A 22,406-nucleotide genomic window follows, 5' to 3' on the forward strand; every position below is an offset into this window, starting at 1 on the left:
GTCGGACGATTTTAGTATTAAAATTTAGTAGGTTGCTGGGCTAAATTTGTGAAATTTAGCTGGTTCGTGGATGAAATTTCGCCTTATCGTTTTATTTAAATTTGATATATCTAAATTCTAAAAAGGAGTAAAAATGGGCTTTTTTGAGAAAATTCTTGGTAAGCAAATAGACCTTGGCGAGCAGATGCCGATCTATTTTGTAAGTAGCGACGAAGACTACATGCAGCGCGCATTTGAGCAAGCCAGAGAGAGCTTTAAGTATTTTTGGCGTGAGCTTTACTGGGAGCGCCGCAGGATCGTGCCAGGACTTGACTATGCGATGGTAAAAATTTGCTTTTTAGATGTTGTAAATGGCGAAGAAGTTGGCGAGCATATGTGGGTAAATGACGTTGAATTTGACGGAGAGACGATATATGGCACGCTCGTAAATGAGCCAGATAGCGTGCAAAACGTCAAAGTTGGCGATCAAATAAGCGCAAAATTTACTGATATGAGCGACTGGCTTTTTGCGATAGACGGACGCGCTTATGGCGGCTTTAGCGTGCAGGCGATGCGCTCACGCATGCAAAAAGATGAGCTAGCTGAGCATGACGCGGCTTGGGGGCTTGATTTTGGCGATTTTAAAGACATTTTGGTAGTTTTTGAGCAAAAAGAGCATCCAGAAAATTTGATAGAACATCCGATGAGCAAAAATATGCGCGGACAGGTGGAGCAGTATATAAAAGCGCATCCAAGCATGGTCACAGATACCGACGAGCTTGGCTTTACACAGCTTCACCACGAGGCACTTGCTGGAAATTTAACGATCGCAAATCTCTTGCTAGAAAATGGCGCTAGCAAAAACGCCCGCACAAAAAGCGGCAAAACTGCAGCTGAACTTGCTGGGCAAATAGGCTGGATCGAAATCGCAAAGGTGCTTAAATAGCATTTCGTGTAAATTTTTAGGATTTAAATTTGAGTTATCAAGACATTTTAGATGAAAAAGATGAGAGCGTTAAAAACGCTAAGAAATTTGTAAATTTTATAAAGGCAAATTTTTCAAACTGTGAGATAAGAAGCAGCAAACAAGCGCGTTTGATCACTCTTTTAAACAAAGAAAACGACCTTTTTGACAGGCTAAATAGGACAAATTTTGCTGAAGTTTCAAAAAGGCTCGGCGAGATAAAAGAGCAGATCACTCTTGTCATTTTGGATATCAAAGATGAGATTATAAAGGACTTTGGCAAGCAAAACTATGAAATTTACAAAAAGGCGCTATCAAGAGAGCCAGAGGAGCTTGAGAAGGTCAAAAATGAGCTGCTTTTTAATTCGTATTTTGAGAGCCGTCTTGGTGAGCACTCGGCAAATTTAAAGGCAAATTTTATAAAAGAGTGCGCTACAAATTTCTTTAAGCACTCAAATTTCATCGTCCCAGTCGTCAGCATGCTTTGCTACTTTTTGTATTTTGGCTTTGAGACCCGATATTTTCCGAGTTTAGATAGCTCAGAGATGATATTTACAGGTATCTTGCTATTTTGCGCGACCGCGACCGTGACGGCTTTTGAGATCGCTATCTTGGTCTTTGTCTCCTACCTTTACCAAAATGACGATAAAAAACATAAATTTAAAAAGCCGAAATTTCTATTTTTTTATAGCTCAAATTTCATCTATTTTTTAACACTCATCTCATTTGCCATTTTAGCCTTTGCAGCCTTCAAGCTAAACTACGGCTGGGGCGCCATTTTATCGCTACTTTTGCTCTCTTATACTGGGGTAAATTTGGCAGTTTTCTTTAAAGATAGATCAAATTTCATCATCTATCTTTTATCGCTTATCATGCTTTTGCTCTTTATCATTTCGGTTGTCGTCTTAAAAGATGGCGGATTTTTGGCACTTTGGATACTCTTTTGCTCGTTTATGCTTTCTTTTGTGCTAGGCGTTGCGAGCATCAAAGAGACAAAGGATTTTTCATTTGTTTTTTACGCTGCTCTTTCACTTATGATCGTTTCAAACTCGCTTTTGTTTATCAAATACACAGCAAAAACCTTTAACATAGGCGATGTGGATTATAAATTTTTGCTTGTAGATAAAAGTGCGTTAAAAGCACTACCTAGCTCACTCTGCGAGGCAAAAGGCAAAGAGCAAACGCCTTGCGAGATAGATGAAAAGGCGGTTAAAATTTATGATGTGAAGTCACTTTGCAATATCGGTAAATTTTACTACTTGCAGACAAAGGATGGAGTGAAATTTGAGCTTGACTCGAGCAAGGTCATCTCAAGAGTAAAAGAGTAAGTAGGCTAAAGCTTAAATTTATAGAGCAAAAGCGAGCTAGATATGTAAAAATCGCAGGTTTGTAAAAATAGAAAATTTAAAAAATGATCGCATTTTTTACTCAAAATTTACGTTAATGCAAGGCTAAATTTATTAAAATTTGGCTATCCTAATGGACTAAATTAAAACTAACTTATTTAAGGCGATTAATTATGATTTTTAAAAATATCATTGAGAGTTTTGCTGTAAATTACGCTCATAATTCTATACAAAAATCGCTATATAACGAATTTAACATAGACATTTTAAACACGACTTACACCAAAACTCCAAAAAAAGACAAAAAGTATATGCTCTACGCGCACGTGCCATTTTGTCACACATTTTGCCCGTATTGCTCGTTTCACAAGTATCATTACGAGCAGGAGCTTGCTAAAATTTACTTTGAAAATTTACGCGAGGAGATGAGGCAGATAAAAGAGGCTGGCTTTGACTTTAGCTCGCTTTATGTGGGCGGTGGCACGACGCTTATAAACGAGCCAGAGCTTGAAAAAACGCTAAAACTCGCAAAAGATCTCTTTAGCATCGAAGAAATTTCAGCAGAGAGCGACCCAAATCACATCTCACCAGAGAGTTTAAGCCGTTTTGATGGGCTCATCGACCGCTTAAGCGTAGGCGTGCAAAGCTTTGATGATGAGACACTAAAAAGAGTTGGCAGATACGAGAAATTTGGCTCTGCCGAGGAGACAAAAAGAAAGCTTGAGCAGGCTCTTGGCAAGATCCCAGTTATAAGCCTAGATCTCATCTTTAACCTGCCAAATCAAACAAAAGAGCAGATAATAAACGACGTAAATGTCGCAAAATCAATATCTCCGCAGCAAATCACCTTCTATCCGCTCATGAAATCAGAGCTAACAAGAGAGAACATCGCTCGCGCACTTGGCGTCTCAAACGTTGATAATGAGCGAGAATTTTATGAGATCATCGTGAGCGAATTTGCTAAGGGTGGCTACAGGCAAAGCAATGCCTGGGCATTTTCAAATGAAAAAAGTGCAGACCTTCGCGACGAATATGTAGGCTCAAATTTAGAGTACGTGGGCGTTGGCAGCGGGGCATTTAGCTTTTTAAACGGCGAGCTTGTGATAAATGCCTTTAACCTACTTGACTACGGCAGAAAGGTCAAAGCAAGACAAAGCCCAGTCATCGCAAAATGTGCATTTAGCAAAAAAGAGAGACTAAAATATACATTTTTAACAAGGCTTTTTGACGGCGCCGTGGATATCAAAACCTACAACGAGCAAAACGAGGCAAACATCAACAAAGACCTATTTGTCGAGCTTAGCTTGCTAAAACTTGTAAATGCTATATACGAAGAAAATGGCGTTATCAAGCCGACATTTTTTGGCAAATACATCTGCGTCGTGCTCATGCGCGACTTCTACGCTGGCATGGATAAAGTGCGCGCGATATTTAAAGATGACGCGAAGATCAAACGCAGCAAGGTGCTTCACATCATGAGTGAAAATACCGAGCAAAAATTTGATCAAAACATCATACAGCCACGTGCTGTGATGTAATGCTTGCAAATTTAATAAAAAGCAATCTTTTTTCAATAATCAAAATAGTGATCTTGACGATTGCCTTTAGCGGGTTTGGCGTCTGGACACTCTCTTTTATAAACAACGAACTTGTAAATTTAAAAGAATTTAACGCCTTCGTGGCGGTTAAATTTATAGCTATCTTGGTCTTATTTTTCATAAGCGCCATCGCTGCAAACATCTCGCTTACAAATTTTGGACATAAATTTATCTACGAGCTTAGATATCAAAGCGTAAAGCAAATTTTAGACACGCCAAATAGCGTGATAAACGAGATCGGCAAGGCAAAGATCATAGCCAGTCTAAACAACGACATAAAGACGATCACATTTGCCTTTATGAGCGCTACTGGCTTTATACAAAGCCTAGTTTTCATCATTTGTGCCAGCTTTTATCTAGCCTACATCGCGCCAAAAGTTTTTATATTTAGCGCTGTTTGGATCGGCGCAACACTCGTTATAAACACGCTTTTGATGAAAAAGATCCATTTTTACTTCAAAGACTCAAGGACGCAAGATGACGCCTTGCAAAAGCACTATGACGACATAGTTGAGGGGCACAGAGAGCTTAGTCTAAACAGGACAAGGGCGAGTGTCTGCTTTGATGAGCTAAATTTAACAGGTGATAAAAAGCGCCAAAGCATGGTAAAAGCAGACGTCTATCACGCGCTAAGTGATAATTTTACAAATGTAATGCTCCTTGGCGCAGTCGGACTTTGCGTATTTTTGTGCGTGGCATTTGGCTGGGCGAGCCTGCAAACAGCGCTTAGCATAAGCCTAACGATACTATTTTTAAGAGGCTCATTTATGAGCATGGTTGGCTCCATACCAGCCGCACTTAGCGCAAAAGTGAGCTTAGAGAAGATAATGAACTTAAATTTAAATGAATTTAGAGAAGGCTTTAAATTTAATGATAGCCTAAGCGATGAGTGGCAAAGCATCAGGCTAAAGGATATAAATTTTAACTACGAGCAGGGCAAATTTAGCCTAAAAGATGTAAATTTAGAGATCAAACGCGGCGAGATAACATTTATCATCGGTAAAAATGGCAGTGGCAAAAGCACGCTTATAAATATTCTCTGCGGCCTTCTTCGCCCAAGCAGCGGCGAAATTTACCTTGATAGCACAAAGATAGATGAGGCAAATTTACAAAGCTATCAAGCAAAGATAAGCGCTATTTTTGCTGATTTTTATCTATTTTCACAGACGCTATCTCGTGATGGCTTTGCCAACCAAAACGATATAGAGGAGCTTTTAGCCCTGCTTGAGATCGATAAAAAAGTAAGCGTTGTTGATAATAAGCTTAGCACTACGCAGCTCTCAACCGGTCAGCGAAAGCGCCTAAGCCTGCTAATAGCCATTTTAGAGCGCAGGTCTATCCTTATACTTGATGAGTGGGCAGCCGATCAAGACCCGCTATTTAAGCGTAAATTTTACAAAGAAATTTTGCCATTTTTGCAAAGCAAGGGCATAAGCGTCATCGCAGTTAGCCACGATGATAGCTACTTTGACGTGGCGACTAGGATCATTTTAGTTAAAGATGGTTTTGTGCGCGAGCTTGATGAGGCGGAGCGTATAAGTGCCGCAAAAGACGCCGTGGAAAAGATAAAATAAGAGTATTTTTTACACAAAAAGAGATTTGAGTGCGCCACTCTTGAGCTATTTCAAGATCAAATAAATTTAAATTTAGTAGAATTTTGAAAAATTAAAAAAGGCGAAGTATGTCACACTCAGAGCTTGACAGCACCTATCTTGGCGCTTTTATCATACTTTTGTTAGCTACTTGTTCGTTTAGTTTGATAACATTTTTATCTTCAAAGATAGGCAAAAAGCTAGCCAACCGCAACACTGAGCGCCTAAAAGTTGGCTTTTACGAGTGCGGACCGACCACAGTAAAACAGCCAAATAAGATAAATATCCACTATTTTTTTTATGGAATTTTATTTATTTTATTTGACGTTGAGGTCATCTTTATGTATCCGTGGGCGGTGGATTTTAGGCTGCTTGGGCTATTTGGGCTCATTGAGATGCTACTTTTTGTAGTGATCTTACTCATCGGCTTTGCCTACGCTTGGCAAAAAGGAGTCTTTAAATGGCAAAGCATCAGATAAACTACGCTGCAAATGGCGGTCTGCCAGTGGTTTTGACAACCGTTGATAAGCTCGTGCAGTGGGGCAGGAGCAACTCGCTTTGGGCGCTTAGCTACGGGCTTGCATGCTGTGCGATCGAGATGATGGCAAGTGGTGCTAGCAGATATGACTTTGATAGATTTGGCACTATATTTCGCGCTAGTCCAAGGCACTCGGAAGTGATGATCATAGCTGGCACGCTAACTAAAAAGCACGCTGAATTTACAAGACGCCTTTACGATCAGATGCCTGAGCCAAAGTGGGTCATCTCGATGGGTAGCTGTGCAAACACTGGAGGCATGTTTAACACCTACTCAACCGTTCAAGGCGTAGATCGCATAATCCCCGTCGATATCTACATCCCAGGCTGTGCCCCGCGCCCAGAGACGCTTCAATACGCACTTATGATGCTTCAAAAAAAGATAAGAAAACAAAGTGCATTTAGGGCGCAAAAGCCAAGAAAGCTAGATATATGAGAGAGTATAAGCCAAAAAACGACCTGCAAAAAAAGCAGTATTACAGCGAGAAATTTTATATCGTTAAGCAGACGCCAAAAGAAGTAGCAAGTGGCTCTAAATTTGACGAAGAGCTAGCTGTTTTAGAGCAAAGCGGAGTGGAAATTTTATCTAGCTACGTTGAGTTTGATCAGCTCGTAATTTATGTAAATTCTAGTGAAAATTTTAAAGCACTTGAAGAGTTAAGGCGCTTTGGCTACGAACAGCTTTGTGAGCTAGCGGCGATTGATTATATAGCGCAAAAAGGTGGATATGAGGTCTTTTATCAGCTTTTAAGTGTTAGCAAAAATAGGCGCACGCGAGTAAAATGCTTTGTTAAAAAGGACGAAATGCTAAAAAGCGTTTGCGAGCTTTATAAAAGCGCAAACTGGGCGGAGCGCGAGATGTATGATCTAAGTGGCGTCTTAATCAAAGATCATCCAAATTTAAAGCGTCTAATAATGCCTGATGACTGGCACTCGCACCCACTACTAAAAAGCTATCCGCTAGTTGGCGACGAGGCTGCTAAATGGTACGAGGTGGATAAAATTTTTGGAAGCGAGTTTAGAGAGCAGATCGGCGAAGAGAACCGCGATCCAGCCTTTGTGGATGAGAAAGATACCTTTGGATTTTCACGTGTGTTTGATGAAAATGAAGACTACGAGTATCAAGAAGAAGGCGGCGTGAAATTTGTCAAAAAGGCTAAATTTAACCAAAGCCAGATAGTAAAGGAACGACCTTGAGCCAAGCACCAAACCGCTTAAAACCATTTTTTGAAAATTTAGAATTTGAGCAAAATGATGGAAAGATGATACTAAATTTTGGCCCGCAGCACCCAAGCGCACATGGTCAGTTAAAGCTTGTGCTTGAGCTTGACGGTGAAAAGGTCGTGCGCGCTATGCCAGAGGTTGGCTTTATGCACCGAGGCGTTGAAAAGATGGCTGAAAATATGACCTATCAAGAATTTATCCCAGTGACTGACAGGGTCGATTACATCGCATCTAGTGCGAATAACTACGCATTTTGCGCGGCTGTGGAGAAGCTTTGCGCTATCGAAGTGCCTCGCCGTGCGCAGATCATTAGAGTTATGCTTTTGGAGCTAAACCGCATCAGCTCGCACCTTTTATTTTTAGCCACGCACGCCCTTGACGTGGGTGCTATGAGCGTCTTTTTATACGCATTTAGAGAGCGCGAATATGTCCTTGATCTCATAGAAAAATACTGCGGCGCAAGGCTAACTCATAGCTCGATAAGGATCGGTGGCGTGCCGCTTGATCTGCCTGATGGCTGGTGCGAGGAGCTGCTTAAATTTTGCGAGAAATTTCCAAGCGACATCACGCTTTATGAAGACCTGCTAAGTGAAAATAGAATTTGGCAAGCAAGGCTTGTTGATGTGGGCGTAGTTAGCAAAGAGCTAGCCCTTAGTAGCGGCTGTTCTGGTGTCATGCTAAGAGCAAGTGGTGTGGCGCGTGACATCAGAAAAGAAGAGCCATATCTCATCTACGACGAGCTGGAATTTGACGTGCCTTACGCCACCAAAGGCGACTGCTACGCGAGATACCTACTTTATATGAAAGAGATGCGAGAGTGCGTAAAAATTTTAAAGCAGTGCGTTAGCAAGTATCAGACCAGCAGCCCTGCCATCATCGCCGACGCGCCAGAGTATGTGAGCGCTTCAAAAGAGCAGATAATGAGCCAAAACTACTCACTTATGCAGCATTTTGTGCTGATAACTCAGGGGCTAAAGCCACCAAAGGGCGAAATTTACTTTGCTAGTGAGTCGCCAAAGGGCGAGCTTGGAATTTATATAAACTCAGACGGTAGCGCAAGCCCGTACCGCCTAAAAATTCGCACGCCAAGCTTTTGGCACTGCGCTATTTATGAAGATATGCTAGTTGGGCAGTATGTGGCAGATGTGGCCGCGATAATAGGCAGCACAAATATCATCTTAGGCGAGGTTGATAGATGAGAAGGGTCGATCTTAGGCATCTAAAGGGAGAGTTTTTGAGCGCTCTTGGACAGCAGATAAAGGCGAGCGAGCCAGACGAAGTGGTGATATTTTTGTTTGAGATAGGAGATTACAGCGGTGTCACAAAGGCCGTAAATTTGGCTTATAACCTAAACTGCGAGGTGATGAACTCGCTTAAATTTAACCAAGTTGATTGGGCATTAACGATAAAAAAGGGCAAAATATGAAATTTAATGATCTAATAGCAGGCAAGAGCCTAAGTATCGCAAATTTACTAAGTTTGAGCGACAAAAATTTAGCAAAAAAGATAAAAGAGCACGAGTTTAAATACATCTCATGCTTTGAAGATAACGAGCTTGGCGGCGAAAATTTGATCCGCTGCGAGATAGGATCGATAAGCTATGTCTTAGCGCTTCTTTGTAAGTATGCAAATTTGGTGCAAAATGAGTTTTTTGACGAGCTTGATGATGGGCTCATAAGTGGCGAGTGCAACGTGGGCGAGGAGGAGTTTGAGGAGCTTGATGAGTGGATAAAGGACGTTAAAAACGTGATCATAGATGACTCACTCTTTACTCATCCAGACAAAGAGGCGATCTTTTGGCTACTTGAAATTTTAGGTAAAAATGTCGTCTTAGCAGGCAGCGAAGTGAGAGAATTTACAGCAGGTGGCGAAGTTGGCGAGCTAAGAGAGCTTGACAATTTTGACGGAGCGGTCGTCTATCTAAACAAAAACGCAAGCGACGAGATCGTGGGCGGCGTGCAGTTTGGCATCGTGGCAAAGGCAAAGGATGGCGAAATTTTAAATTTAAAGGCAAAAGACTTTAGTGTGAGCGCTAAATTTAGACTTGATCCAACGCTAAAAGGCACGGTTGCCCTGCTTGGCGCAAAAAATTTTGATGGATATGCATTTAAACAAGTAGTAGTTAGCAAATGAAAATCACCATAAACGATCAAATTTTAGAGGCAAACGAGGGCGAGAGTATCCTAAACATCGCAAGGGCAAATGGCATCTACATCCCTGCGCTTTGCTACCTTAGCGGCTGTTCGCCAACGCTTGCTTGCAGGCTTTGCATGGTCGAAGCAAACGGCAAAGTGGTCTATAGCTGCAACGCCAAAGCCAAAGAGGATATGCAAATTTACACAAATACGCCAGAGATCGCTGCTGAGCGAAATGCGATCATGCAGACCTACTGCGTCAATCACCCCCTTCAATGCGGTGTTTGCGACAAAAGTGGCGAGTGCGAATTGCAAAATTTAACGACGCATCTAAATGTAAAAGAGCAAAGCTTTGCCATTACTGACACACACAAACCGCACAAAAAATGGGGGCTCATAAACTACGACCCAGCCCTTTGCGTGGTCTGCGAGAGGTGCGTGACGGTTTGCAAAGATAAGATCGGCGAGAGCGCATTAAAAACGGCGCCAAGGGGCGTTGAGGTGCCAAAAGAGCTAAAAGAGAGCATGCCAAAAGATGCCTACGCCGTCTTTAGCAAGATGCAAAAGAGCTTAATTGCCCCAAGCGTTGGCGAAAGCTTGGACTGCTCATTTTGTGGCGAGTGCATTAGCGTCTGCCCTGTTGGCGCGCTTGTTAGTTCAAATTTCCAGTATAGCTCAAACATCTGGGAGCTAAGCCGTGTCCCAGCGGCAAATCCGCACCAAAGCGACTGCGAGCTCATTTTTTATGACGTAAAAGAGAAAAGCACTAGCGATAGAAGCAAGCAAATTTACCGCGTTAGCAACGACTTTCACTTTGGCGAGATAAGCGGTGCGGCAAGGTTTGGCTACGACTTTCACAACGAAAATGCCCGCAAAAATGAGGTGAAATTTAATGAGCTCATCTCAAATTTTAAAAACGGCAACATAAAAAATATAAAATTTAATAGCTTCATAACAAACGAAGAGGCGCTTATTTTAGAGCTCTTGAGAGAGAAATTTGATCTAAATTTATTAAACGATGAGGCTTTTAAATTTCAAAATTTCTTAAATATTTTTAGCGAATTTAGCGGTCTTAGCTCATATAATGCAGACTATGAGAGCCTAAAAAATAGCGACTTTATCATCTCTACTGGCAGCTTCTTGCGCCATGAGAGCCCAGTAACTAGCTATAAGCTAAATAATGCCCTTAAGATGAATAAAGCTAGTGGAATTTACTTTCATCACATCACTGATGAGGTGGTGAAGAAATTTTCAAAGAATTTTGCATGTGTGAGCTATGAGGCTGGCAAATTGGAGCAAATTTTACTCTTTGTGCTTAAAAACTGGGGCGAAAATTTACCAGCAGCACTTCAGGCTAGACTTGAAAATTTTGAAGAGAACTTTGGCTTAGAAGTAGCCACTCTTTGCGAGAGCAAGACTAAATTTACGCTCATTTTAGGTAGCGACTTTTACGCTCATGAAAATGCAAATTTACTTGCAGCTCTTGCTGGAGTGATCGCAAAAGCTACGCCTTTTGCTGTGATGCTCATACCGCCTCGCACAAACTCGCTTGGCGTGGCTAAAATTTGCACGCTTTCACGCGAGAAAAAGCCCGGCAAGACGCTAGGATACAATGAAATGGGCGAGTTTAAATTTAGCATTTTTGAGGGCGATCTTGACGCTGGTGCGCTAAATCAGCAAGAGGGCACATTTACAAGCATAAATAACGAAGTAGTGCCGACAAATGCGGCGCTAACTCATAGCGGCTACTTCTTAAACGACATCGCAAATGCGCTTAACATAGCGGCTAAAAATACGATCGATTACACCGCGCAGCTACCAAAAGAGAAGGGCTATAGGGGCGTTAAATTTGATGATTTAGAAAATTTTTACGCAAATGATGGCACAAGCCATAGAGGCTACAAGCTTGAAATTTCAAATTTCACGCCAAAAGAGGACATAGAGCCACTTTTTAAAGAAAAAAGCGAGCTAAATTTAAAAGAGGACGAAGCGCTTATAAGCCTTGCAAATCCTATAAATCTGCCTTCATTTTTTGCGAACTATGCCAGCCAGACAGCTAAACGCGCGAAAATTTACGCAAGTAGCGAGTTCATGGCTAAATTTGAAATTTCACAAAATGAAGCGGTCATTTTAGAAAAAAATGGGCAAAAGCTTGCCATTTGTGTGGAGCTTGATAGCGAGCTAGGAGGCGTGGCAGCCTATCTTGGCGACTACGATGATAAGCTTGATGTAAGCGCCATTTTTGATGGCAAGAGTTTTGCTAGCGTAAAAATAATAAAGGCAGAGAATGAGTGAAATGCTATTTTTTGTGATAACAACTATTGTTAAAGCAGTCGTCATCTTGGCCGTCATGGCGAGCCTTGCAGGGCTTGCAACCTACGCCGAAAGAAAGGTGCTAGCCTACATGCAGCGCCGCGTGGGGCCTGATATGGTGGGGCCTGCTGGCGTGCTTCAGATCGTGGCTGACATGATAAAGCTCTTTACAAAAGAGGACATCGCTCCAGCAAATGCAAATAAATTTATCTTTCTAATAGCCCCTCTAATCTCTGCTATCGCGGCATTTGCAGCGCTCGCGCCCGTGCCATTTTTGCCTGAGTTTGAGGTTTTTGGGCATACTATTAGACCGATACTTGCAGATATAAATGTGGGCGTTTTATATATCGCTGGCGTGGCAGCAGTTTGCGTCTTTTCGCCACTTGCAGCAGGTCTTGCAAGCTACAATAAATTTGCACTAATTAGCGCCGCTCGTGCGGTCGTGGCGCTTCTTAGCTTCGAAGTGGTCGCTGGCATGGCGCTTTTAAGCGTTGTCATGGTGACTAGCTCGCTCTCGCTAGTTGATATAAACAACTACCAAAAAGGCATCTTTAACTGGCTCATCTTCAAGCAGCCCCTTGCCTTCGTGCTTTTCGTGATGGCAAGCTTTGTGGAGTGCAACAGAACGCCATTTTGCCTAACAGAAAACGAGACCGAGATCGTAGCAGGCTACGGCACTGAGTATAGCGGCATGAGATGGGCGATGTTTTTTATCGGCGAATACACCAACATGATCGCAGCAAGCATCATCATCACGCTCCTATTTTTGGGTGGTTTTAATGAGTTTTTATTTATCCCAGGTGCTTTAATGATCATCTTAAAATCAAGCCTCGTCTTTTTCTTTTTTCTTTGGACGAGGGCGTCGTGGCCGCATCTAAGGGTTGATCAGCTTAGCATGCTTTGCTGGAAAATTTTGCTTCCGCTTGGCATCTTAAATGTCGTAATCACCGGCTTTGCACTACTTATCTAAGGCGTAAAATGAGCGAGAAAAGATATATTTTGATAGACGAAAAGATAGAGCCAAAAGGGGCATTTGATAAATTTAAGCACTTCATCGCCGCTACTTTTAAGCTCGATCTTTTAGTGGGGCTAAAGATCACGCTAAAGCAGATGCTCTTTAGCAAGTCGCACACTCTAAAATACCCTATGCAAAAGATGGAGCTAAACGCCAGATATAGGGGAATTCACAGACTTTTAAAATTTGTTGAAAGCGAAAATGAGCGCTGTATAGGCTGTGGATTATGCGAGAAAATTTGCGTTAGTAACTGCATCTCGATGAAGACCTCGCTTGGCGAAGACGGCCGCAAAAAGGTCGCAAGCTACACGATAAATTTAAGCAGGTGCGTATATTGCGGATTTTGCGCTGATGTCTGCCCTGAGCTTGCTATCGTCTGCGGGCAAGAGTACGAGGTCGCAAGTGAAAACAAAATCCTCTTTGGCACAAAGGCTGAGTTTTTAACAGATGATAAATTTTTAAAAGATCAAACTGAGTTTGAGGGCTATGGCGCACTACCTAAAAATGCTAGTAGCCTAGTGAAAAAGACGCCAAATGCGCTTACAAATGAAGATAAGGCAGAAACGATGGATATAAATTTAAAAGGGTCAAGCGATGTATGAGAGCTTTGCATTTTATCTTTTTAGCGCCCTTATATTAGTTAGTTTTTCTTTTAGCGTGCTTTGCAAGAACGCCCTAAACGCGGTCTCTGCGCTAGCTGCTGGCATGGTTTTTATCTCAGCTATATTTTTCTTGCTTGGGGCTGAGTTTTTAGGCGTGGTGCAAATCGTCGTCTATACAGGCGCTGTGGTCGTTTTATACGCATTTGCGATGATGTTTTTTGACACCAGCAAGGAGTGCGAGCCAAAAAGCGGCAAAAAAGCAAAGATCATCGTCTATCTTTTAAGTAGCTTCATAGCGCTTCTTTTGATATTTATCTTTTTAGCACCGATCTATAGCGCTAAGCAAGAGGTGGTAAATTCTACCCTCGCTAATCTTGGCAACATCGAAGCGGTTGGAATTTTACTCTTTAGCAAGTATCTGCTGGCCTTTGAGATGTGCGCTATCATGCTACTTGTGGCGATGGTGGCTGGCATCATCTTGATACACAAAGACCTAGACGCGCAAAGCAAATTTGAGGAGATGCTATGATAGGCCTTACTCACTACCTCATCCTAGCAAGCCTAGTCTTTGTCATAGGGCTTGTTGGCATAATGAGAAGAAGAAATTTGATAATGCTATTTTTCTCAAGTGAAATTTTACTAAACTCAGCAAACATCGCACTTGCAGCTATTTCAAAATACTACTTTGACCTAACTGGGCAGATTATTGCATTTTTCATAGTAGCCATCGCCGCTAGCGAGGTCGCCGTGGGACTAGGCCTGCTCGTGCTTTGGTATAAAAAGACTGGCAGTATCAGTTTAGATTCGATGACAAATATGAAAGGCTAAGAGATGATTTTGTTTTGTATTTCGCTATTTTTCCCACTTCTTAGCTTCATTATAGCTGGCATCTTTTCGCATAGCAGTAAGAATTTATTTATCGGTCTTTTTTGCTCGCTTCTCATGATCGTTAGCGCCACAGCTTCACTCATGCTAACGGCTAGTCTTAGCGTAGATGAGCCACTAAATTTAACCCTAAAAGAGTTTATAAACTTAGGCTCGCTTGATCTTAGCTTTAGCTTCTACCTTGACGCGATCAGCCTTGTGATGCTTAGCACCGTGGGCGTGGTCGCTAGCATCGTGCATATCTACTCCATTGGCTACATGAAAGATGACGCGAGTTTTAACCGCTTTTTTAGCTACCTTGGGCTCTTTGTCTTTTGCATGAACGTCCTTGTATCAAGCGATAACTTCATAGGGCTATTTATCGGCTGGGAGGGCGTTGGGCTTTGTTCTTGGCTGCTCATTGGCTTTTGGTATAAAAGACCTAGCGCAAACGTCGCTGCAAACGAAGCTTTCGTGATGAACAGAGTGGCTGATCTTGCCATGCTTGTTGGCATCTTTTATATATTTTATAGCTTTGGCTCGCTTAAATTTAGCGAGGTTTTTAACGCTAGAAGCGACCTTTCTGGGCTAAATTTAGGCATCATCGCCACACTTCTTTTCATAGGCGCCATGGGTAAAAGCGCGCAGTTTCCATTTCACACTTGGCTTGCAAACGCCATGGAGGGACCAACGCCGGTTTCTGCACTCATCCACGCTGCGACCATGGTAACAGCTGGCGTCTATCTAGTCATACGCGCAAATTTCATCTTTGCAAACGTGCCTGAAGTATCGCACTTTATCGCCTGCCTTGGCGCATTTGTAGCGATATTTGCCGCTAGCATCGCGCTAGTGCATAATGACCTTAAAAATATAGTCGCTTACTCGACGCTTTCGCAGCTTGGCTATATGTTTGTAGCCGCTGGTCTTGGTGCTTACAAGATCGCACTTTTTCACCTTGTCACGCACGCATTTTTCAAGTCTTTGCTCTTTTTGTGCGCTGGAAACGTTATGCACGCGATGAACGACGAGCTAAATATCAAAAAAATGGGCGGACTTTATAAATTTATGAAGCCAACCGCGCTACTTTCTATCATCGCAAGCTGCGCACTGGCTGGATTTTATCCATTTGCTGGCTTTTTTTCAAAAGATAAAATTTTAGAAGTCGCCTTTAGCAAAGATCAAATTTTGTGGGCCGTCTTGCTCTTTGGCGCGGTGCTTACGGCATTTTATAGCTTTAGGCTTGTTATGCTAGTCTTTTTTGCAAGGCCAAAGAGCGAGGAGCACGCACATGAGGCCAAAAACTACATGCTTGTTGGCATGAGCTTGCTTGGAGTGCTCTCAGTCATCAGCGGCTTTTTCTGGAGTAACTTTAGCGAGTTTTTGGGTGCTAGCCTTGGGGATTTTAAGCTAAATTTATCTCACAGCAGTGAAATTTTCTTACTCGTTTTAACGCTTACTTTAGTGCTTGCAAGCGCCGGCTTTGCTGTGTTTGCTTATAAAAAAGAAATTTTTAAAGAGAGCATTTGCGAAAGTAAAGTTTACAAAATTTTGCAAAATGCCTACTTTATCCCAAAATTTTATGAGAAATTTTTTATAAATGGCTACGCTTTTATCTCTAAAATTTGTAAGAAATTTGATGAGATGATAGTTGATCAAAGTGTCGATTTCGTCGCACTTTTGGTTACTAAATTTGCATATCTTGCAAACAAAATGCAAAGCGGAGATCTAAGCATCATGCTTAGATTTATGGTCGCAGGATTTGCCTTGCTTTTAAGCTTTATATTTTTATTAAACGGAGCCAAATAATGCTAAGTGTTATCATATTTTTCCCAGCCATAAGCGCAATACTTGGCTTTTTGATAGAAAATAAAAGCATCAAATTTTATGGAGCAAGCATCGCTCTTATCGAACTTTTACTTGCCATTTTTATCTGTGTAAATGTCGATTTTCAGGGTTATGACTTTGTTTTAACGCATCAAGTCTCGCTCATACCAAGCCTAAATATCAGCTATTTTGTGGGCATCGACACCATTTCGCTTGTGCTTATAGTCCTTAGCGCATTTATGAGCTTCATCTCTATCGCAGCCCTTAGCGATGATGGAAATTTAAAGCACCTGGTTATTAGCGTGCTATTTTTAGAGAGCACGATGATGGGCGTCTTTAGCGCGCTTGATATGATCTTATTTTACAGCTTTTGGGAGCTTAGCCTCATACCGCTACTTTACATCATCGGCGCATTTGGCAGTAAAAATAGAATTTACGCGGCGATTAAATTTTTCATCTACACATTTTTAGGCTCTGTCTTTATGCTAGTGGCGATCATTTTTATCGGCTATCTGTGCTATCAAAAAAGTGGCGTCTTTAGCTTTAACTTGCTTGATTGGTACAAGCTTGGCATCGGAGAAAATGCTCAAATTTGGCTATTTTTAGCATTTTTCTTTGCTTTTGGCGTGAAAACTCCGCTATTTCCATTTCACACATGGCTGCCTTACGCGCACGGACAGGCTCCGACTATCGGCTCGGTGCTGCTTGCTAGCGTGCTTTTAAAGATGGGCACTTACGGCTTTGTGAGATTTTCGCTCCCACTTTTTCCAGATGCGAGCCTGCTTTTAAGTGGCTTTGTCTGCGTCATAGCTATCATCATGATCATCTACGCAGCCCTTGTTGCCTACGCGCAAAGCGACATGAAGCAAGTGATCGCTTATAGCTCTATTTCGCACATGGGCGTCATCATGCTTGGCATTTTTTCACTAAATTTAATAGGCCTTGGCGGCTCAATATTTTTGATGATAAGCCACGGCATCGTAAGCGGCGCGCTATTTTTGCTAGTTGGCGTCATCTACGAGAGAGCTCACACAAAAGAAATTTGCGAATTTGGCGGCCTTGCTAAGGTGATGCCAAAGTATGCACTTATATTTTTTATAGCAACGCTTGCAAGTATCGGTCTGCCACTAACGATTGGCTTTGTGGGCGAGTTTTTGAGCCTACTTGGCGTATTTAAGCTAAGCAAGCTCTTTGCGCTACTTGGTGGCTTTAGTATCATCGTGGGCGCTGTTTATATGCTGGTGCTTTATAAAAGGGTCTTTTTTGGCGAGTGTAAGGAGAAAAATTTGAGCCTTAAAGATCTAAATTTTAAAGAGTTAGCAGCTCTTGTGCCACTTTGTTTGCTCATAATCGCTCTTGGTATCACACCAAATTTGATACTAAAACCGCTTGAGCCAAGCGTGCAAAATATCATAAGCAAAATGCAAACTAGAGCTGTAAATAGCGGCACAAAGGATAAAATTTCATCTTTAAACGGCGGGAGCAAACTATGAACGAAATAGCCTTTTTAGACCTAAACGAGATATCTTTGCAATCGCTCTCGCCGATGCTTAGCATGATGGTTTTTGCACTTTTTATCCTCATAGTTGGAGCGATAAAAAAGGATCTTTCGAGGAATTTCTACTGCGTATTTTGCATCATCGCTATATTTGTAAATTTAGGCATTACGCTTGATTTTAACGGGCTTAGCCTAAGCTTTTGGGATATGCTCCTAGTCGATGGAATTTCTATCATCTCGCAGATCATCATCCTAATCGCCTCAGCCCTTTTCATCCCGCTGGCACTTAGCACAAAAGAGTATTTTGAGTATAAAATTTACGAGTACTACGCGCTATTTTTGTTTATGATCGCTGGATTTTTGTTTATGGTGAGCTCAAACAACCTACTCATCATCTTTTTAGGTCTTGAGATCAGCTCGCTTTGCCTCTACACCCTAATCGCCCTTCACAACAAGGCAAAAAGCGTCGAGGCTGCTATCAAATACTTCGCGATGGGCTCGCTCTCAGCTGGCTTTTTTGCGATGGCGATAGCGATGTTTTATCTAGCAACAAACTCAATAGACATCGCCCGTATAGGCGTTGTCATAAAAGATCTTAGCCTAAATCAAAATTTAATAATCCTTCTTGGCTGCGTTTTCATCGCATCAGCCATTGGCTTTAAGCTCTCGCTCATACCATTTCACACATGGATCCCAGACGTTTATGAGGGCTCAAATGCCCCGCTAGCAGGCTATATGTCTATCGTGCCAAAGGTGGCGGGCTTTATCGTCGCGTTAAGAATTTTTGCGATGCTTGAGGGCTCTGGAATTTCATGGATAAAAGATATGCTCTACATCATCGCCGTGCTTACGATGAGCCTTGCAAATATCATGGCGCTAGTGCAAAAAGACGTCAAAAGGATGCTCGCTTTTAGTTCGATAGCTCACGCTGGCGTCGTGCTTTGCGCGCTTGTGGCAAATTCTCACGAGGCAAATGTCGCCTTGTTTTTCTACTGGATCATGTTTTTGTTTGCAAATTTGGGCGCATTTTCTATGCTTTGGGTAGCAAGGTGCGATGACGTCGTCTGCTGGGACAAGCGCTTTAAACATCCGTATGAGAAATTTTCAGGGCTTATTAAAATTTTGCCAAGTTACGCCGTGATAATGGGAATTTTCATGATCGCCCTTGCTGGCATACCGCCTTTTAGCGTATTTTGGGGCAAGATGGTGCTTATCTCATCGCTCATAAAGTCTGACTGCGTCGTGCTTAGTCTTATCATCATGATAAACTCTGCCATTGCCATTTATTACTACCTAAAGCTCATCGTCTTTATGTTTTTAAAAGAGCCTATCGTAAAAGATAAAAGTATCTACATCTCAAACGTCTCGATGGCGCTAAAAGTGATCGTTGGAGTTGCCGTTGCTGGCACAGTCTTTGCCTTTTTATTTTCTGGGGCGATTTTGGAATTTATCGAGCATTTTGTCTTTGCTTCAGGATTTTAGAAAATTTAACTATAATGGCGGCATGAAAAAGCTCTTAACCATCTTATTTTTACCGCTTTATCTATCCGCCTTTAGCCTTAGCCTAAACAGCGGCGCAAACGCAAATAAGCCTTATAGCGTCCTTCAGCTAAGCGACGAGAAAGAATTTGAATGTGTGGAGCAAATTTTAGCCTATGACACGAAGCGCTACGTTTGTATGCTCGATGATGGGATCTTGCCAAAGATCGAAGATACGACGCTGCCTTTAATGGACATAAAATATAAAAAGCAAGACGGCAAACTCTTCATCGTCATCATGCCAAAGGCGCCTTCAAAACTTCTAAATGTTCAAACCGAGCTTTACAGCAGCTCAAGCGTGCAAGATACGCCAAAGACGACCATCTCAAAGCACTTTAGTATCATCATCGACACCTCTTTGGTGGAGAGCAGCAAAAAGAGATCTGGGCTAAATTTTTCGCCTGATTTTAGAGATATGCTAAGTCCAAGCATCGGAGCGCTTGATCTTAACAAAGCGCCTATCGCTGGGCTTGATAGCAACGATATAGACATCTACATAAATATAAAAAGAGCTTACGAAAAGGGCGCTTATGAAAGCGTGGTAAAAGATACGCAAACAGCGATGAAAAGGCACCCAGCCAGTCTTTTCTCAAGTGAGTTTTTGCTTTTTAGACTAAGAGCACTTGATAAAATTTTTGAGACAAAGAGCGAGTTTGAAGGGCTTGAGCCAAAAGATATCGTAAGCGAGGGCAGAGCCTGGATAAGAAAATTCCCTTCTGATGAGAACTACTCTGAGGTGCTATATCTCATCTCCAGAGCTTACCTCAAAGATAGCATCGCAAGTGATGCAAAATATATGCTTGACATACTAAGTGAAGAGCACGCAGAGTCTAAATTTACAAAGCTTGCCACGCTTGATTATGCTGACTACCTATATAAAATAGGCAGGCAAAAAGAGGCGCTAAGCGACTATGAAAAGGTGCTCTACTCTACAAATGACATCGATCTTGCAAGTAGAGCTGCACTAAGCCTAGCAGACGCAAATATCGATAAAGAGAAATTTGACGAGGCGAAGAAATTTGTACTAAAGATCGCAAATGCAAATGAAAAATTTTTCATGAACGATCCGACAAAATCGATGAATTTAGCCTATACATTTGCCAGCAAAGATATGCCAGACGTGGCTGCTAAAATTTATGAAATTTTGGTAAATAATAGCGACAGGACAAAGGATTTTTACGAGGCAGCATTAAAAAATTTAGCGCTAAATTTAGCCAAAACCAAAGATGAAAAAAGGGCGTATGAGTATCTAAACAGATACGAAAAAGAGTTTAAATATGGCGATTATATCGATGAGGTCGCTAAGGCAAAGGATGGGCTATTTTTTGAAGAGGACGACAAAAATGCCACTGCACTTCACGCAAGATATAAAGATCTCATCGAAAAATATGCCGGCACAAATATCAGCCAAAAGGCACTAATTAGCGAGCTTGAGCTTGATCTAAAAGAGCGTAAATTTGCCGATGCGCTGGCTTACAACAACCTCGCAAAAGATGAAAATTTAAGCCGGGCGATGGAGCTAGTAAATGAGGCTGCGCTTGAGCTAACAAAAGAATTTTTCATCAAAGATGACTGCACGGCGGTTGTAAATTTACTTGAAAACTACGATGTGAGCAAGGTCTCTTTGCCACAGTTTAAGCTATTTAACTGCTACTTTAGAACGGCACGTTACAACGATGCGCTAGAGCTTGCCAAGGCGCACGTGAAGGATGAAAATTTAGAAGATAGAGTCGAGTGGCTGGTAAATTTGAGTAAAATTTTATATAAAAATAAAGACTACGAGCATGCGATCACTGCGGCAAATGACGCGCTCTCGCTTGGCTCAGCGGTCGAGTACTCGGATCCTACGCCATCACTTTTTGATAGATTTTACTCGCTGCTTGCGCTAAAGCGCTTTACCGAGGCGGTCTCAACAATCAGCGCGATCGAGCAGCTAAGAGGGCAGGACTTTAAGATCATCGAGGCGTATGCGGCTATATGTGACTACGCGATGAAGAGCAACGACTATGCTATCGCTGCAACCTACGCTAAAAAGGCGCTTGAGCTGCAAACTAGAGCTAAGATAAATACCTTTTCGCCAAAGCTAAATTTTGACTATTCGGAGGCTTCGTTAAAGACAGATAACCTTGACGAGGCGCTTGACGAGGCGAAATTTATATTAAATATGAAGCTTGAGCCAGAGGACCGCCTGCATGCTCTAAATTTGGCAAGTGAAATTTACATCAGGCAAAAGCAGTATAAGCTGGCTAAGCCATATCTAAATGAATGTGTTGGCTCAAATTTCACAAGTGCTTACAAAGATGCCTGCAAAGCCAAACTTGAGATGATAAAGTAAAATTTAATGCTAAGTTTAAATGATCTTGAAAGAGAGTATCTGGGGCTTAAAAAAGAGAATTTTCCTGACAGCAAAAGGATCAAATTTATAGCAAATTTGGGCGCAAGTGACGAGATAGCATATCACTATGATCTCATTTGCAAAGAGTGGCAAGAGGGCTGGCAGCTAAATTTAGAGAGTAGCTTTGACAGGCATGGAGGCGCTGGGCTGGAGTTTTTGTTTGAGCGTTTAGCTAAGGAGAGCGATCAAAAACTAAAAATAGAAACCATCTATCTTATAGCGCAAATCCTCACTAAATCTAAGCATAGAGACTTTTATGCCGCATTTTGCGACCGCCTTATCCCTCAAATAACCTCTTTTTTTGGGACAAATGATACCTTTCGCCGCAAGCTTATAATAGCGCTTGGTTGGGTTGGCACATTAGAGCAGATAGAAATTTTGATAAGCGAGATGCTTGGTAGCAAAGATAGCCTTTGCAGGGCTTGGGCGGCAGCTAGCCTTATGCAGATGTCATTTCATAGGGCCAGCCAAGCAATCTTGCGAGATAAAACAAAAGCCGCATTTTTGCAAGGCATCTCTAGCGAAAAAGAGCCATACGCCTGCGCAGTTATGATAGAGGCAGCTCAAATTTTATTTGGTAAAAAGTGGATATCATCTAGCGCAGTCCAAAATCAAGAGGCTGAAAAGATAGAAAAAGCTAGAAAAATGGCGGTAAGGTTTTTAGGTAGGGATTAAATTTGCTGTTAAGCAGATTGTGTGCTTGATTGTGTTTTGCTTGTTGGATTATAAAGTAAAAATGGTTTGATTTTCTAAGAAATTTTGGCTTTAAATTTAGAAGATTTAAAAATAAAATTTTATATTTTTTGCTTAGAAATAGCGGACAAAATAGCTTTAATTTGATTTAAAATTTAATTTTTTCTTGACATATAATAATGTTTTTTGTATAATCTCAATTCTTTTTTAAATAATCATGTCTTGCTAGCTCAGTCGGTAGAGCATCTCACTTTTAATGAGGGGGCCGTTGGTTCGAATCCAACGCAG

At 41.8% G+C, this 22,406-nt stretch carries 20 protein-coding genes; all 20 read left to right on the forward strand.

Annotated features, from left to right (window positions below):
* The first annotated feature begins 133 nt into the window (after positions 1–133).
* Positions 134–925: a DUF2314 domain-containing protein gene (locus CVS86_RS05645; protein WP_107791249.1), complete on the forward strand. Its 792-nt coding sequence runs from the start codon at positions 134–136 to the stop codon at positions 923–925.
* Positions 926–954: 29 nt separating this feature from the next.
* A complete protein-coding gene (locus tag CVS86_RS05650) occupies positions 955–2,271 on the forward strand; it encodes a hypothetical protein (RefSeq protein ID WP_107791250.1) in 1,317 nt (438 codons plus the stop codon).
* Positions 2,272–2,462: 191 nt separating this feature from the next.
* Complete coding sequence (locus tag CVS86_RS05655; protein WP_107791251.1) at positions 2,463–3,827, forward strand: coproporphyrinogen III oxidase family protein; 1,365 nt, start codon at positions 2,463–2,465, stop codon at positions 3,825–3,827.
* Positions 3,827–5,461: a multidrug ABC transporter permease/ATP-binding protein gene (locus CVS86_RS05660; protein WP_107791252.1), complete on the forward strand. Its 1,635-nt coding sequence runs from the start codon at positions 3,827–3,829 to the stop codon at positions 5,459–5,461. The genes CVS86_RS05655 and CVS86_RS05660 overlap by 1 nt, the downstream gene beginning before the upstream one ends.
* Positions 5,462–5,568: 107 nt before the next feature.
* Complete coding sequence (locus CVS86_RS05665) at positions 5,569–5,958, forward strand: NAD(P)H-quinone oxidoreductase subunit 3 (protein ID WP_107791253.1); 390 nt, start codon at positions 5,569–5,571, stop codon at positions 5,956–5,958.
* Positions 5,940–6,452, forward strand: coding sequence for a NuoB/complex I 20 kDa subunit family protein (locus CVS86_RS05670; RefSeq protein WP_021083979.1), 513 nt, complete (start codon positions 5,940–5,942; stop codon positions 6,450–6,452). The genes CVS86_RS05665 and CVS86_RS05670 overlap by 19 nt, the downstream gene beginning before the upstream one ends.
* The gene (locus CVS86_RS05675) at positions 6,449–7,213 is read left to right on the forward strand and encodes an NADH-quinone oxidoreductase subunit C (protein ID WP_107791254.1); all 765 of its coding nucleotides are present in this window, start codon (positions 6,449–6,451) and stop codon (positions 7,211–7,213) included. The genes CVS86_RS05670 and CVS86_RS05675 overlap by 4 nt, the downstream gene beginning before the upstream one ends.
* Positions 7,210–8,439 (forward strand): NADH dehydrogenase (quinone) subunit D, encoded by a 1,230-nt coding sequence (nuoD, locus tag CVS86_RS05680; protein ID WP_103570107.1) that lies wholly within the window; start codon positions 7,210–7,212, stop codon positions 8,437–8,439. The genes CVS86_RS05675 and nuoD overlap by 4 nt, the downstream gene beginning before the upstream one ends.
* Positions 8,436–8,666, forward strand: a complete 231-nt coding sequence (locus CVS86_RS05685) for an NADH-ubiquinone oxidoreductase subunit E family protein (protein ID WP_004317978.1) — start codon at positions 8,436–8,438, stop codon at positions 8,664–8,666. Before nuoD ends, CVS86_RS05685 begins: the two co-directional genes overlap by 4 nt.
* Entirely contained in the window at positions 8,663–9,373 is a 711-nt protein-coding gene (locus CVS86_RS05690; RefSeq protein WP_107791255.1) for a hypothetical protein, read from the forward strand. The genes CVS86_RS05685 and CVS86_RS05690 overlap by 4 nt, the downstream gene beginning before the upstream one ends.
* Complete coding sequence (locus tag CVS86_RS05695; RefSeq protein WP_107791256.1) at positions 9,370–11,670, forward strand: NADH-quinone oxidoreductase subunit G; 2,301 nt, start codon at positions 9,370–9,372, stop codon at positions 11,668–11,670. The genes CVS86_RS05690 and CVS86_RS05695 overlap by 4 nt, the downstream gene beginning before the upstream one ends.
* Complete coding sequence (nuoH, locus tag CVS86_RS05700; RefSeq protein WP_107791257.1) at positions 11,663–12,658, forward strand: NADH-quinone oxidoreductase subunit NuoH; 996 nt, start codon at positions 11,663–11,665, stop codon at positions 12,656–12,658. The genes CVS86_RS05695 and nuoH overlap by 8 nt, the downstream gene beginning before the upstream one ends.
* Positions 12,659–12,666: 8 nt before the next feature.
* On the forward strand, positions 12,667–13,305 hold the full coding sequence (nuoI, locus tag CVS86_RS05705; protein ID WP_009294977.1) for an NADH-quinone oxidoreductase subunit NuoI: 639 nt from the start codon (positions 12,667–12,669) through the stop codon (positions 13,303–13,305).
* Positions 13,298–13,834: an NADH-quinone oxidoreductase subunit J gene (locus tag CVS86_RS05710; RefSeq protein ID WP_054196019.1), complete on the forward strand. Its 537-nt coding sequence runs from the start codon at positions 13,298–13,300 to the stop codon at positions 13,832–13,834. Before nuoI ends, CVS86_RS05710 begins: the two co-directional genes overlap by 8 nt.
* A complete protein-coding gene (gene nuoK / locus CVS86_RS05715) occupies positions 13,831–14,133 on the forward strand; it encodes an NADH-quinone oxidoreductase subunit NuoK (RefSeq protein ID WP_004317991.1) in 303 nt (100 codons plus the stop codon). The genes CVS86_RS05710 and nuoK overlap by 4 nt, the downstream gene beginning before the upstream one ends.
* 3 nt (positions 14,134–14,136) lie before the next feature.
* Positions 14,137–15,975: an NADH-quinone oxidoreductase subunit L gene (nuoL, locus tag CVS86_RS05720; protein ID WP_107791258.1), complete on the forward strand. Its 1,839-nt coding sequence runs from the start codon at positions 14,137–14,139 to the stop codon at positions 15,973–15,975.
* Positions 15,975–17,486 carry an NADH-quinone oxidoreductase subunit M gene (locus tag CVS86_RS05725; protein WP_107791259.1) on the forward strand — a complete coding sequence of 504 codons (1,512 nt, stop codon included), beginning with the start codon at positions 15,975–15,977 and terminating at the stop codon, positions 17,484–17,486. Before nuoL ends, CVS86_RS05725 begins: the two co-directional genes overlap by 1 nt.
* Positions 17,483–18,973 (forward strand): NADH-quinone oxidoreductase subunit NuoN, encoded by a 1,491-nt coding sequence (nuoN, locus tag CVS86_RS05730; protein ID WP_107791260.1) that lies wholly within the window; start codon positions 17,483–17,485, stop codon positions 18,971–18,973. Before CVS86_RS05725 ends, nuoN begins: the two co-directional genes overlap by 4 nt.
* Positions 18,974–18,995: 22 nt before the next feature.
* A complete protein-coding gene (locus CVS86_RS05735) occupies positions 18,996–21,365 on the forward strand; it encodes a tetratricopeptide repeat protein (protein WP_107791268.1) in 2,370 nt (789 codons plus the stop codon).
* Positions 21,366–21,371: 6 nt separating this feature from the next.
* Positions 21,372–22,100 carry a HEAT repeat domain-containing protein gene (locus tag CVS86_RS05740; RefSeq protein ID WP_107791261.1) on the forward strand — a complete coding sequence of 243 codons (729 nt, stop codon included), beginning with the start codon at positions 21,372–21,374 and terminating at the stop codon, positions 22,098–22,100.
* Positions 22,101–22,406 lie beyond the last annotated feature (306 nt).

This window comes from Campylobacter concisus, assembly GCF_003048605.1.
Lineage (GTDB): Bacteria > Campylobacterota > Campylobacteria > Campylobacterales > Campylobacteraceae > Campylobacter_A > Campylobacter_A concisus_BM.

Excerpts from the sequence above, each read along its gene's own strand:
- CVS86_RS05645 (WP_107791249.1), top strand. The coding sequence starts at position 134 with ATGGGCTTTTTTGAGAAAATTCTTGGTAAGCAAATAGACCTTGGCGAG.
- CVS86_RS05655 (WP_107791251.1), top strand. The coding sequence starts at position 2,463 with ATGATTTTTAAAAATATCATTGAGAGTTTTGCTGTAAATTACGCTCAT.
- CVS86_RS05660 (WP_107791252.1), top strand. The coding sequence starts at position 3,827 with ATGCTTGCAAATTTAATAAAAAGCAATCTTTTTTCAATAATCAAAATA.
- CVS86_RS05665 (WP_107791253.1), top strand. The coding sequence starts at position 5,569 with ATGTCACACTCAGAGCTTGACAGCACCTATCTTGGCGCTTTTATCATA.
- CVS86_RS05670 (WP_021083979.1), top strand. The coding sequence starts at position 5,940 with ATGGCAAAGCATCAGATAAACTACGCTGCAAATGGCGGTCTGCCAGTG.
- CVS86_RS05675 (WP_107791254.1), top strand. The coding sequence starts at position 6,449 with ATGAGAGAGTATAAGCCAAAAAACGACCTGCAAAAAAAGCAGTATTAC.
- CVS86_RS05685 (WP_004317978.1), top strand. The coding sequence starts at position 8,436 with ATGAGAAGGGTCGATCTTAGGCATCTAAAGGGAGAGTTTTTGAGCGCT.
- CVS86_RS05690 (WP_107791255.1), top strand. The coding sequence starts at position 8,663 with ATGAAATTTAATGATCTAATAGCAGGCAAGAGCCTAAGTATCGCAAAT.
- CVS86_RS05695 (WP_107791256.1), top strand. The coding sequence starts at position 9,370 with ATGAAAATCACCATAAACGATCAAATTTTAGAGGCAAACGAGGGCGAG.
- nuoH (WP_107791257.1), top strand. The coding sequence starts at position 11,663 with ATGAGTGAAATGCTATTTTTTGTGATAACAACTATTGTTAAAGCAGTC.
- nuoI (WP_009294977.1), top strand. The coding sequence starts at position 12,667 with ATGAGCGAGAAAAGATATATTTTGATAGACGAAAAGATAGAGCCAAAA.
- CVS86_RS05710 (WP_054196019.1), top strand. The coding sequence starts at position 13,298 with ATGTATGAGAGCTTTGCATTTTATCTTTTTAGCGCCCTTATATTAGTT.
- nuoK (WP_004317991.1), top strand. The coding sequence starts at position 13,831 with ATGATAGGCCTTACTCACTACCTCATCCTAGCAAGCCTAGTCTTTGTC.
- nuoL (WP_107791258.1), top strand. The coding sequence starts at position 14,137 with ATGATTTTGTTTTGTATTTCGCTATTTTTCCCACTTCTTAGCTTCATT.
- CVS86_RS05725 (WP_107791259.1), top strand. The coding sequence starts at position 15,975 with ATGCTAAGTGTTATCATATTTTTCCCAGCCATAAGCGCAATACTTGGC.
- nuoN (WP_107791260.1), top strand. The coding sequence starts at position 17,483 with ATGAACGAAATAGCCTTTTTAGACCTAAACGAGATATCTTTGCAATCG.
- CVS86_RS05735 (WP_107791268.1), top strand. The coding sequence starts at position 18,996 with ATGAAAAAGCTCTTAACCATCTTATTTTTACCGCTTTATCTATCCGCC.
- CVS86_RS05740 (WP_107791261.1), top strand. The coding sequence starts at position 21,372 with ATGCTAAGTTTAAATGATCTTGAAAGAGAGTATCTGGGGCTTAAAAAA.